13 protein-coding genes and 2 pseudogenes are annotated in these 11,814 nt (G+C 36.3%); 13 read left to right on the top strand and 2 right to left on the bottom strand.

What is annotated here, in order from left to right:
• Nucleotides 1-26 precede the first annotated feature (26 nt).
• On the bottom strand, nucleotides 27-413 hold the full coding sequence (locus NBT05_RS04720) for an IS630 family transposase (RefSeq protein ID WP_265773210.1): 387 nt from the start codon (nucleotides 411-413) through the stop codon (nucleotides 27-29).
• 101 nt (nucleotides 414-514) lie between these two features.
• Here NBT05_RS04720 and NBT05_RS04715 point away from each other — a divergent pair, with 101 nt between their 5' ends.
• Both NBT05_RS04715 and NBT05_RS04710 read left to right on the top strand, forming a co-directional pair.
• Nucleotides 515-829 (top strand): transposase, encoded by a 315-nt coding sequence (locus tag NBT05_RS04715; RefSeq protein WP_265771900.1) that lies wholly within the window; start codon nucleotides 515-517, stop codon nucleotides 827-829.
• A gap of 44 nt (nucleotides 830-873) precedes the next feature.
• Nucleotides 874-1,992, top strand: a pseudogene (locus NBT05_RS04710) (transposase); the annotation flags it as partial.
• Nucleotides 1,993-2,028: 36 nt separating this feature from the next.
• Here the strand turns inward: NBT05_RS04710 and NBT05_RS04705 are convergent.
• Nucleotides 2,029-2,538 carry a helix-turn-helix domain-containing protein gene (locus NBT05_RS04705; protein ID WP_265769609.1) on the bottom strand — a complete coding sequence of 170 codons (510 nt, stop codon included), beginning with the start codon at nucleotides 2,536-2,538 and terminating at the stop codon, nucleotides 2,029-2,031.
• A 95-nt stretch (nucleotides 2,539-2,633) separates the two neighbouring features.
• Between NBT05_RS04705 and NBT05_RS04700 the strand changes: the two are divergent.
• The 11 genes and pseudogenes from NBT05_RS04700 to NBT05_RS04650 all read left to right on the top strand — a co-directional run.
• A pseudogene (locus NBT05_RS04700) lies at nucleotides 2,634-3,525 on the top strand (IS1595 family transposase); the annotation flags it as partial.
• Between the two features lie 431 nt (nucleotides 3,526-3,956).
• The gene (locus tag NBT05_RS04695; protein WP_265772297.1) at nucleotides 3,957-4,553 is read left to right on the top strand and encodes a DUF4255 domain-containing protein; all 597 of its coding nucleotides are present in this window, start codon (nucleotides 3,957-3,959) and stop codon (nucleotides 4,551-4,553) included.
• A gap of 26 nt (nucleotides 4,554-4,579) precedes the next feature.
• Nucleotides 4,580-5,554 (top strand): hypothetical protein, encoded by a 975-nt coding sequence (locus tag NBT05_RS04690; RefSeq protein ID WP_265772296.1) that lies wholly within the window; start codon nucleotides 4,580-4,582, stop codon nucleotides 5,552-5,554.
• Nucleotides 5,555-5,582: 28 nt separating this feature from the next.
• Nucleotides 5,583-7,496: a phage tail sheath family protein gene (locus NBT05_RS04685; RefSeq protein WP_265772295.1), complete on the top strand. Its 1,914-nt coding sequence runs from the start codon at nucleotides 5,583-5,585 to the stop codon at nucleotides 7,494-7,496.
• Nucleotides 7,497-7,533: 37 nt separating this feature from the next.
• Nucleotides 7,534-7,977 (top strand): phage tail protein, encoded by a 444-nt coding sequence (locus NBT05_RS04680; RefSeq protein WP_265772294.1) that lies wholly within the window; start codon nucleotides 7,534-7,536, stop codon nucleotides 7,975-7,977.
• Nucleotides 7,977-8,423, top strand: a complete 447-nt coding sequence (locus NBT05_RS04675; RefSeq protein ID WP_265772293.1) for a phage tail protein — start codon at nucleotides 7,977-7,979, stop codon at nucleotides 8,421-8,423. The genes NBT05_RS04680 and NBT05_RS04675 overlap by 1 nt, the downstream gene beginning before the upstream one ends.
• Before the next feature lie 10 nt (nucleotides 8,424-8,433).
• Nucleotides 8,434-8,595, top strand: a complete 162-nt coding sequence (locus tag NBT05_RS04670; protein WP_265772292.1) for a DUF5908 family protein — start codon at nucleotides 8,434-8,436, stop codon at nucleotides 8,593-8,595.
• 11 nt (nucleotides 8,596-8,606) lie between these two features.
• On the top strand, nucleotides 8,607-9,332 hold the full coding sequence (locus tag NBT05_RS04665) for a LysM peptidoglycan-binding domain-containing protein (protein WP_265772291.1): 726 nt from the start codon (nucleotides 8,607-8,609) through the stop codon (nucleotides 9,330-9,332).
• On the top strand, nucleotides 9,333-11,078 hold the full coding sequence (gene vgrG, locus NBT05_RS04660; RefSeq protein ID WP_265772290.1) for a type VI secretion system tip protein VgrG: 1,746 nt from the start codon (nucleotides 9,333-9,335) through the stop codon (nucleotides 11,076-11,078).
• A gap of 25 nt (nucleotides 11,079-11,103) precedes the next feature.
• Nucleotides 11,104-11,394, top strand: a complete 291-nt coding sequence (locus NBT05_RS04655; protein ID WP_265772289.1) for a PAAR domain-containing protein — start codon at nucleotides 11,104-11,106, stop codon at nucleotides 11,392-11,394.
• 1 nt (nucleotide 11,395) lies between these two features.
• Nucleotides 11,396-11,812 carry a GPW/gp25 family protein gene (locus NBT05_RS04650; protein WP_265772288.1) on the top strand — a complete coding sequence of 139 codons (417 nt, stop codon included), beginning with the start codon at nucleotides 11,396-11,398 and terminating at the stop codon, nucleotides 11,810-11,812.
• Nucleotides 11,813-11,814 lie beyond the last annotated feature (2 nt).

Here is an 11,814-nt window from a genome sequence, read left to right as displayed (position 1 = left end):
TTTTATCAACAGATAAACTGTTGCATTTATGTGTTGAATCTAAGATAAGCCCAGACTTGCTCACAAGGGTTTAATTCAGGGGTATATGGTGGTATCCTAAGGAGTTTGATATTATTAGGTATTAGCATATCTTTTGTTGAATGAAACCCTGCATTATCTATTACTACTATCTTTAACTCACAAGGTTTATGCTCTGATAGTTGCTTTAAATAGTTATGGAAAATTTCTTTGTTCACATTTTCTACCTCTAAGACTATACTGTCCCCATTTATTGGGGAGTACGCACCATAGAGGTAGGTGTTTTTAAATTTATATTGAAACTTAACTTTAGGGGCAACAGACTTAGCTGTAATAACTGTACCTACCTGGGTTTTTAAGCCAAAACGGGCTTCATCTTGAAAGTAAAGGTTTATAGAACCGTAGATATCTTTATTTAGGGTCTGCTGAGAAACTATTTATCTATTGTTTTATAAGGCATTATAGTTATATTTAGGCAATCAAGTGCAAGGTTATTATGACAAAACATTCAAAAAAGCGTGCACCTACTCCCAAATATGTAAGTCAAAACCAGTTGGTTTTAGAAGGTTTTGAGAGTCCTTTTGAGAGAGAATTGAACCCTGCTAACCGTTGGGTTCGTTTGGCTAAGCTACTTCCTTGGGATGAACTGTGTTCCATTTATCGCAAACATTTTCCGGAAAAATCGACAGGCCGTCCTGATTTAAGCCCAAGAGTTGTTTTGGGGTCAATCATCATCAAACATTTATGCAATTTAGATGATAGGGAGACGGTTGACCAGATTTCTGAGAACATCTATATGCAGTATTTCTAGGCTATTCTTCATTTAGTGATGCACCTGCGTTCGACCCTTCTCTTTTCGTAGAGTTCCGCAAGCGTCTTGGCCTGGAACAGATTAATGCTATTAACCAGCGAATTTTACAAATAAAACGAGAAGCAGAACAAATTAGAGAAAAAGGATCAAATGATGCAAGGGATGATGGTGAAGACCCACCTCACAAAGGGACTTTGATCGTTGATGCAACAGTTTGTCCACAAGATATAGCATATCCTACAGATCTAAATTTGCTCAATGATGCGCGCGAGAAATCCGAATCGTTGTTGGATATTGCCTATAAACTTTCCCCTTTAGAGACTAAACCGAGGAACTACAGGGAAAAAGCAAGGAAAGAATATCTAAAGACAGCGCAAAAGAAAAGAAAAACACATAAAGAGATACGGTCTGCTATAGGGAAGCAATTAAAGTATCTCCATAGGAATATACGTTCCATCGAAGGTATTTTGGATACCCTTGACCGGATCCCTTTCGATAGGCAAGAGTATAAATATTGGCTGGTCATCCAGGAACTCTACAGGCAACAAAAGTTGATGTACGATACTAAAACCAAAAGTGTAGACCATAGGATTGTGAGCATTCACCAACCTCATGTTCGTCCCATAGTGCGTGGGAAAACAAATGCAAAAGTGGAGTTTGGTGCCAAGATAAACATGGCACTGGTAGATGGTTTTTCATTTTTGGATGATACTAGTTGGGAAGCCTACAATGAGGGTACCAGATTGAAAGATTGTGTGGAGAAGTACCGAAAGCGGTTTGGTCATTATCCAAAGAACGTTTTGGTTGACAAAATATATGGTACCCGAGAGAACCGTAAGTACCTAAAAGAAAAAGGTATCAATCTCAGGGCCAAACCCCTTGGAAGGCCCTCCAAAAAGGCTTTGTCAAATCAAGTAAGCCTTGGGGAACGCAATCCAATTGAAGGAAAGTTTGGTCAAGCAAAGACAGCATATGGTTTAAACCGTATAAGGGCAAGGCTTGAAAACACCAGTGAGTCTTGGATTGCAAGTATCATATTAGTGCTCAACTTAGTCCATTTGGCTGAGGTGGCACTCTATTGGATAAAAGCAATCTTATTCAGTGAAAACTTTATTCAAAACCAAACCAATTCGATCATAAACTTGAAAATCAATGAAGGCTGAGTTTTTCAGCAGACCCTATTTAGACTTAATCTTAATTCAGAAATTAGATTTGGTAAGTTTTAAAAAATCAGCCTGAGCTTCTGGATCCTTTTTAATATGGGATTTTCTTGGTTGTTTGATCTTAGAACCAAAAACATCAATCATATATTCACGTAGGGTATTGTATGGGTAGCTAATTCCGTATTGCTCCTTGACCCAATTTACTGCCTGAACGTAACTCTCAAAACCTTGATAGCTATCATTCAACCTTTTGGATAAACCAGTGTGAACAGCTTTGGTAACTTTACGCTCTTTAGCCTTCCTAGGCTTTGAACCAATTAACATAGCTTCAATACCTTCTTCTTTATATGTTTTTAACCACAACTCCATTGTACGGACATTGTAACCCAAATGCTTTGCTAAATCAGATTGCTTTTTAAAAGTCTTTTCTTTTATATAAAGCAAGGATTGTAACCGCAAAACATTCTTAGAATGTGATGCTTTACCAATCATAGAACGTAGTTGTGAAGAAGTCTCTAATACTTCAAATGATATGTGTTTTCCCATATCTAAATATACGAAATATTATCTCGTAAATCGTATTACAACAAGCTTTAGAACAACTATCAACTACCAATTTATATATTCCCAAAAGCTAAGAGTCTAGGCGTTATTTGTCGGACAATAAATTAGGTTATTGCCCCCGACTGTAATCACAAGAAGTATGATAAGTTTGGCATCGATAAGGGTTCTCAACGTTATAAATGTAAATCTTGTAATCGAAGTTTTACTGAGTATACAGGGACTTGGATGGCAGGGTTGCAAAAGAAAGACAAGATAGACGGTTACCTAGCTTTAATGCACCAAGAAAAGAGCTTAAATAAGATAAAAGAAACCTTGTCAATTAATAAGAAAACAGCCTTTGATTGGCGTCATAAAATCTTAGCAGCTTTAAAAGAGGACGATGATGATGATTTTACAGGTATCACGGAAAGTGATGAGACATTCTTCTTTAATTCTGAAAAAGGATGCTTTGTTACTGATAGAGCCCCTAGAAAACGCGGCGGTAAGTCTAAGTCAAAAAGCATAAGTAAGGATCAGGTCGCTATTATTGTAACTCAAAAGAGAAAATCTTAATTAAGCCTTAGTGTAGCCACAATGTGAAGAATAAAGGAAATAGATATTGAAAACGCCATAGGTTCAAGTATACTCTGTAGCGATGCCTATGTAAGTTATAAAGGCTTTGCTATTGATAACAACCTTGAACACCACACTTTAAAAGGCATTATAAAACCACGTGTTAAAGATAACATATACCACATCCAGCATGTCAACTCAACACACAATAAGGTTAAGAAATGGATAAATAACACTTTTTGGAGTGTATTCACAAAATATTTAAGGCAATACTTGAACTGGTATTGAATAAAGGAAAAACTAAAGCATAGGAATGACAAGCTAAATGCATTTATCAATAAGGTAACAGAAGATATAAAGGCTCAACATAAATATCTAATAATAGAAGCCAAGTATAAGAAATTATTATCAACGTGATAGTAAACTAAAGCCAACCACAGCTACACCAATAGAAGTCGATGTATATCGAAAACAGTAAAACAGAAAAGGTTTTTAAAAGTTCAATAGAACGATAAAAAATGAATCACACTATTTAATTTGTGTTTTTTACTTTTAAAATGGCAAAACAATAAAGGGAAAAATTAATTTTTTGATAACATCTTTGGTTCACTTTTTTTTGTATATTTGAGCAGATTACCCCTCAAAAAGTAAAATTTTATTTCTTTTTTAACCGTTATGGTTCATTTAAATTAGAGATAAACCTTTTCCTATTTAATTTCTATTAATGAAGGCTTATATGTACCATTCTTCATAAGTCTATGCGGCAAGTATTGTTTTGTTAAATAGTTCGCGGTATTGCATTTTATATTTTAAAGTGTAGAGCCATTAGCATGTTTTCGGCTAAAAAAATGCCGTATAATTTTTTTGATATGATATTTCAGGTGTTACAAATTATTAGGGAAGAAGTAAATGCATATTTTGAAGATGACAATCCAGTTGCGCTAGCTAATATTGCTACAATTTCTTCAGGAGATAATGATGATGAGGATCCCGATATTGTTTTGACCTTAATAAATATAGATGAAGAGCCTACACTAAAGAATGTGCCGAACTATAAAATAGAAGGCACTACTGTCTCTTATAAAAACCCCAAAGTGAACATTAATTTATATCTCTTGTTTAGTGCGAATAATAATAGGTATACCGAATCACTAAAAAGTATTTCTAAAGTCATTGAGTTTTTTCAAGGCAAAAATGTGTTTACACAAGCTAACAGTAATTACGATAGAGAGGACGCAGATATGCAAGGTATTGGGGATTTTAAGTTCGTCACAGAGCTGTATACCCCTTCGTTTGAGCAGCTTAGTTATGTGTGGGGTATATTAGGAGGTAAACATTACCCGTCGGTTATCTATAAATTAAGGTTACTCGAGATTGAAAGAGATATTCTACAGGCACAAGGATCGGTGATCACACAAATAGATACTATAATAAACAAGAATTAATGAGTTTTAAGATAATATACAAACCTTTGATCGATGTCAAGATTAATCATGATTATTTTCTCGATGATGGCACTACCAAATTTGACGATTTATTAGAGGATCAGAAAAATGTAAGACTTGCTAATTATAACATTTCGGATAATCTTACAATTACACCCGTTTTAAAAACGCAATCAGATCTCAGAAATCATAAAATTGTTTTTAGACAAACCAATAGAGGTTTTTTGCTATTTGCAAATGTTGATGAGTATACCAGGGCTAATGATAGTGCACAAGTTTTTTGTTCTAAGATACAACCTACAAAAGATTTGATGCTTACCTTCAAACTTAGATTTAAGGATACCTATTTTAGAAATTATACAAACAATACCGATAGTGAAGAAAACAGATTCTTTTACTTTTCTAACGTAAGACCGGATGGTGAAAACAATTCGCTTTCTATTTTCTTCAAAAACACCAAAGTTCATACACGATTCTTGCTTCAACCAGAAACTAGTAGGTCGATTATGCATGAGATTCTTATAAACGAAATTGCTCCTATAGATCCTTTGGGTCTAGAGAATATAGTCCTGATCAATCCAGAAGATATTAATGAACCTCAAAACGTGGAGCTTTTAAACGAGTATATCGAAACGCAAAAACTCGATGGTTTAATAGGATATTTTCGTTTTGCGATAGATGGTCGAGGCAATAATGATATTTTAGTGGATACTACAGTCGAGATTGCAAATGGCCCTAATGAAACATTGCTAGGACTACCAGATGAGGTGCCAGGTCCTACTCTTAGATTCGAAAACAGAAAAACATTTTGGAGGTATATTGATATCAATGAAGATGAAGCCTTTACTACCAAACAGGAACAACCACTCACTCAAAATGGCTTTGTAGAATTAAGACCAAATGATTTAGATCCAAGATTAAAAGACGTTTTTCTTCTTAATCCCGGGAAAGAGAATATAAGAATAGAAGAAGACAACATGTATTCAGAAATATTTATTTAAACTTTTATACAAATTAAAATTTATAATTATGGCAACGTACAGTACACCAGGAGTTTACATCGAGGAGATCGCAAAGTTTCCTCCTTCGGTAGCTCAAGTAGAAACTGCTATTCCGGCTTTTCTAGGATATACCGAAAAAGCTACAAATAAAACAGAAGGAGATCTTAGCGAAATTCCGACGCGTATTTCTTCAATGCTAGAGTATGAAACCTATTTTGGGTTTGCTCTGGCAGAACAGGGTATGGTTGTCGATGTTAACGATGATGTGATCTCTGTACGATCTTTAACTTCTCCATCACCTTTTTTGATGTATTATTCTTTACAACTGTATTTCGCTAATGGAGGTGGACCTTGTTATATTGTATCTGTAGGACAGTATGGTGAAGGAACTTCTCCTGCAACTACAGTGGCCCTTGGATCAGATACAACTGAAGGTCTCGCTAAGGGGTTAAAGTTATTAGAAAAAGAAGATGAGCCTACATTAATTCTTTTCCCTGATGCTACTTCCCTAACCGGCGGTAGTACCGATTTCTATAGCCTTTATAATCTTGCCCTTACACAATGTAATAAACTACAAGATCGTTTTGCAATCATAGATACCTTTAGTTATGATAACAGTAATCCAGTAGATGCTAATATCGCAGGATTAAGAAATGGAATTAATCTTGGAAAAGATTTCGTAAAGTACGGAGCAGCGTATTATCCTTTTGTAGAAACAATTCTTGATTACAATTATAAAGACGCCGATGTCACTGTTAATGTAAGCGACTCTGCTGGTACAACTCCTGCACAACAAGTTCAGTCAATATCTGATGGTATTAATACCACTTCTCTTACACAGTTGATAACCGACATGGTGGGCTTAAGAAATGATGTAGATGCAGCAGCAGATGATACCGCGGCCCTAGCAATTAAGCCATCAGTAGAATCAAAACTACAAGAAATCATTTCTTTTGTTACTGCAACGCAACAAGCACTTAGCGATGCAGAAACTATTGGTACTGCAGATGCTGCAACCGAAGCTGCAGCGTTAGGAGCATGGTCTAACATCGATAGCCTTGATACAGATTTAAATACGAGGCTAACAAAGTTACAAGCAGATGATACGAAGACCAAGATTATGAATACCATTTCTGAAGCTACAAATACCGTTTATGATGACCTTGGAGTGAATGCTGCAACTCCTGCAGACTCAACTACAGTAACCGATCTGACTACATTAAAATCTTCTGGCGAATTGTCAGCTTTAATTACCGCGCTTGGTGCTGCATCAAGTAGTGTCACTACTTCAAATTTAGATGCGTTAGAAGGTACAGATAATGCACTATTTAATAGAGTAAAAGCAGAAATAGGACAAGTACCAGTAATTTTACCACCAAGTAGTGGTATGGCAGGAGTCTATGCACGTACCGATAATACTAGAGGGGTTTGGAAAGCACCTGCTAATGTCGGAATGAGTTATGTAATTAAACCAACAGTTCATATATCACATGAAGAGCAAGAAGACTTAAATATTCATGGTACAGGTAAATCCATAAATGCCATTAGAACTTTTGCAGGTAAAGGAACATTGGTTTGGGGAGCTCGTACGCTTGCTGGTAACGATAATGAGTGGCGTTATGTATCTGTTAGACGTTTCTTCAATTTTGCTGAAGAATCTATCAAAAAGGCTACAGAACAATTTGTATTTGAGCCAAATGATGCCAACACTTGGGTAAAAGTGAAAGCTATGATTACCAACTTCCTTAATTTACAGTGGAGAGCTGGTGCTTTGGCTGGACCAACTCCAGATAAAGCTTTTTATGTAAATGTTGGGCTAGGTGAAACTATGACAGCACAAGATATTCTTGAAGGAAATATGTTCGTAGAAATAGGAATGGCTGTGGTACGTCCCGCAGAATTTATCATTCTTAAGTTCTCTCACAAAATGCAAGAGGCATAATTAACAAATCATCTAATAATTTTTAAAGTATAAAAACATGGCTACCACATATCCATTACCAAAGTTTCATTTTAGAGTGTCTTTCGGAGATTCAGAATTCAATTGTACCGAAGTTTCTGGATTGGATTTTGAACGAGAAGTAATCGAATATAGAGCAGGTGCTGATACCGAATATCATAAAACTAAGCAACCTGGACTTTCTAAGTATAGTAACATCACTATAAAACGAGGAACGTTTTCAGACACCAACAAAGAGTTTTATGACCAATGGGTTAAAACTGTGTATTTCCAGGAAGGTGAAGAACAATATCGAGGAGATCTTACGATTAGCCTTCTGGATGAGAAGCACGAACCTGTTGTAACCTGGAAAGCCGAAAGAGCCTATGTAACCAAAATTCAGTCTACAGATCTTAAAGCAGACGGTAACGAAATCGCTATCGAAACGGCAGAGTTTGTTCATGAGAAATTATCATTATTATAATGGCTTCTTACTATCCACCGGTAGGCTTTCATTTTAAAGTTGAGTTTCAAGATTTAGAAAATAAAATTCAAATTAATGACTATCAATTTCAATCGGTTTCTGGTCTGTCAGTAGATCTGGAAACCGAAGAAATTGCCGAAGGAGGAGAAAATAGGTTTAAACATAAAATTCCTGCAAGAACCAAGTATCCTAATTTGGTCCTGAAACGAGGACTTTTAATCGATTCTGAATTAATAGAATGGTGCAGAAATGCTATTGAAAATTTTGAGATAAAACCTATTAATCTTACAGTGATGCTGCTTAACGAAAAACATGAAGCTTTGTTAACATGGAACGTTACACATGCCTATCCGGTAAAATGGGTTGTAGAGGATTTTCATGCCACAGAAAATAAATTGGTTATAGAATCACTAGAGCTTACTTATAATTATTTCCAAACTTTATAAAACATCTCTGATGCCGATAGAAATCAAAGAATTACATATCAAAATTAATGTCGATGAAGGAAAAGGTAAACGGCCGCCGGTAGAAGTAGATAGCAAAAAAGAAAAATCTGCCTTGGTTGAAGCTTGTGTAGAACAGGTGATGGAAATTCTTGAAAAACAACAAGAACGCTAAACTATTTGATCATGATTGAAGGTAAATTACAAAAACTGGTCATTCGATGTTTTAAAGATGAAAAGTTTAATGAAGAAATTCCAGACTTAAAATACACTGCATTACTGAATCCCGAAACCTATAGTTTTTCTCTTAAAAATGAAGTACAGGAAGATCAGGCACAAGGAACCAGTTCTAACGATATAAAATTCATAAGATCAATACCCGAAGATCTGGATTTTGAATTTCTTTTTGATCGCACCGGAGTTATAATTCACTATGGCAATGATCCAAGTTCAGCTAGCGACGATAAGGTGTATAAAGATCAAGGAGACGGAATTATCGATGACCTTGATGCTTTCAGAAAAGCGGTATACGAGTATAACGGTGATACTCATAAACCCAATTACCTGAAAATAGTTTGGGGAGCACTAACTTTTCCTTGTCTTTTGGTTTCAATGGATATAGAATATAAACTTTTTAAGCCAGATGGTACTCCATTAAGAGCAATGGTCAAAGCCAAGTTCAAGAAGTTTGTAGAGCAAGAACAACGAGTCAGAGAACAAAATGATCAATCTCCTGATCTTACACATTATAGAATAGTCAAGGCAGGTGATACTTTACCTTTGATGACACATCGCATTTATGGAGATCCAAAGTATTATCTGGAGGTTGCGCGAGCAAATAATATAAGCAACTTCAGAAAGCTTACTGTCGGACAAGAACTCTATTTTCCACCTTTACAAAAACAATCATAAATGAATAATAGTGGTATCATACAAACTACTCAAAGTCCTGATTTAATCACTTTCAAAATTCTGATAGGAGGTGACGAATTGCCCAAAGTATATCAGGTCAAAAGTATTATGGTACAAAAAGAGGTCAACAGGATACCTATAGCACAAATTGTACTTATTGACGGAGATCCTTCTGCCAGAGATTTCGAATTAAGCAATGAAGATCTTTTGATTCCAGGCAAAGAAATCGAGATTACCGCAGGGTATCACTCAGACGAGGAAACCATTTTTAAAGGTATCGTTATTAAGCATAATCTCAAAATTAGAACACATACCAGTCAGTTGATTATCGAGTGCAAAGATGAAGCTGTAAAGCTCACTATAGGAAAGAAAAGTAAGTATTTTTATGAAAGTACCGATAGCGATATTATTGAAGAGATTATAGGGACATATGGTCTTGAAAATGATATAGAGGCAACCAATGTTTCGCATTTGGAATTGGTTCAATACAATGCCTCAGATTGGGACTTTATCATTTCTAGAGCTCAAGCAAATGGTAAGCTATGCTTTATTGATGATGGATCTATTACTATTGCAAAACCAGACATTGGTCAATCTGAAATCGAAACTGTTACTTATGGAGCCACATTACTTGATTTTGACGCCGAAATTGATGCCCGACATCAAATCAGTAAGGTTTCATCGTATGCATGGAATTATGCTGATCAAGAGTTATTAGAAATTGAAGGAGCCGATCCTGGGGTTTCGTTAAATGGAAATTTAAGCCCTGAAGATTTAGCAGAGGCCATCGGACTTGAAAACTTAGAATTAAGGCATGGTGGTGCCGTTACCGATACCGAATTACAGGATTGGGCTGATGCAAAATGGTTGTTTCAACAATTATCCAAAGTACGTGGGCGTGTAAAATTTCAAGGAATAGCACAAGTAAAACCTAACACCATTCTAAAGTTAGAAGGAGTAGGGGATCGATTTAATGGTAATGTATATGTTACTGGAGTTAGACATAATCTTTCTGAGGGAAACTGGACTGTCGATGCCCAGTTTGGATTAAATCCAGAATGGTTTTCAGAAACCTTTGATATCACTTCTCCTCCAGCTTCTGGTTTAATGCCGGCAATACAAGGGTTACAAATAGGAATTGTTTCGCAATTACAAGATGATCCCGATGGTGAAGAACGTATTTTGGTTCAAATCCCTATTGTAAATAATGAAGAGCAGGGTATCTGGTGCCGGGTTGCTTCGTTAGATGCAGGAGAAAACAGAGGAGCATTTTTTAGACCCGAAATAGGAGACGAAGTTATTATAGGTTTTATCAATGAAGATCCAAACGATGCAGTGGTTCTGGGCATGTTACATAGTAGTGCAAAACCTGCACCCGTTACAGCAGCCGATGATAATCACGAGAAAGGATTCGTTACCCGAAGCGAAATGAAGGTGTTGTTTGACGATGACAAGAAAACAATCAATATTTCAACTCCGGCGGGAAAACACATCGCTTTGGATGAAGATGCAGGGACCATAATTATTGAAGATGAAAACTCGAATGTAGTGACAATCGATAGTGCTGGAATCTTAATGGAAAGTGCCGGTAATATCGAACTCAAAGCATCAGGAGATGTTACCATCGAAGGTACCAATGTAAATATTGCCGCAAGTGCGGCATTCAAAGCCGAAGGGTCTTCGGGAGCCGAAGTCTCTTCAGGGGCAACGGCTGTTTTAAAAGGCTCATTGGTACAAATAAATTAGTAAAAACATTATTAAATAAAAAAATATGCCACCAGCAGCAAGAGTAAACGACATGCATGTGTGTCCGATGGTAAATCCAGGAGGAGCACTTCACGTAGGAGGTCCTATTTTACCCGCAGGAGAGCCCACAGTATTGATTGCAGGAATGCCAGCAGCAAGAGTTGGAGATATGGCTACTTGTAGTGGTCCTCCAGATTCTATAGTCGCGGGATCAGGAACAGTAATGATTGGTGGAATGCCAGCCGCCAGAATGGGTGATTCTACCGCTCATGGAGGTACAATAGTGGCAGGAGAACCTACAGTAATGATAGGATAATATGGAAAATAAAAAGTCTTTTTTAGGAATAGGTTGGAGCTTCCCTCCAGAATTTAGTAAGAAATCAAATAGAGTGAAAATGATTTCTGACGAAGAAGATATTAAGAGTAGTCTAGAGATTTTATTATCCACTCGTTTGGGAGAGCGAATAATGTTCCCCGATTATGGATGTAATCTTGATGAATTACTGTTTGAAAGCTTAAACAGAACATTGATTACCTATGTTTCAGAGTTAATCAGAACAGCTATTCTTTATCATGAACCAAGAATCGATGTCGACCTTATAAATATTACCGAAAGTGACACACTACAAGGTGAACTTTTTATTAAGGTAGATTATACAGTAAGAACGACCAATTCACGAAACAATGTGGTGTTCCCATTTTATCTGGAAGAAGGAACCGATATAAAATCTTAAAA

It is taken from the genome of Aquimarina sp. ERC-38 (genome assembly GCF_026222555.1).
In the GTDB taxonomy this organism is placed as follows: Bacteria; Bacteroidota; Bacteroidia; order Flavobacteriales; family Flavobacteriaceae; genus Aquimarina.
This window is presented reverse-complemented; position numbering and strand designations above follow the sequence as displayed.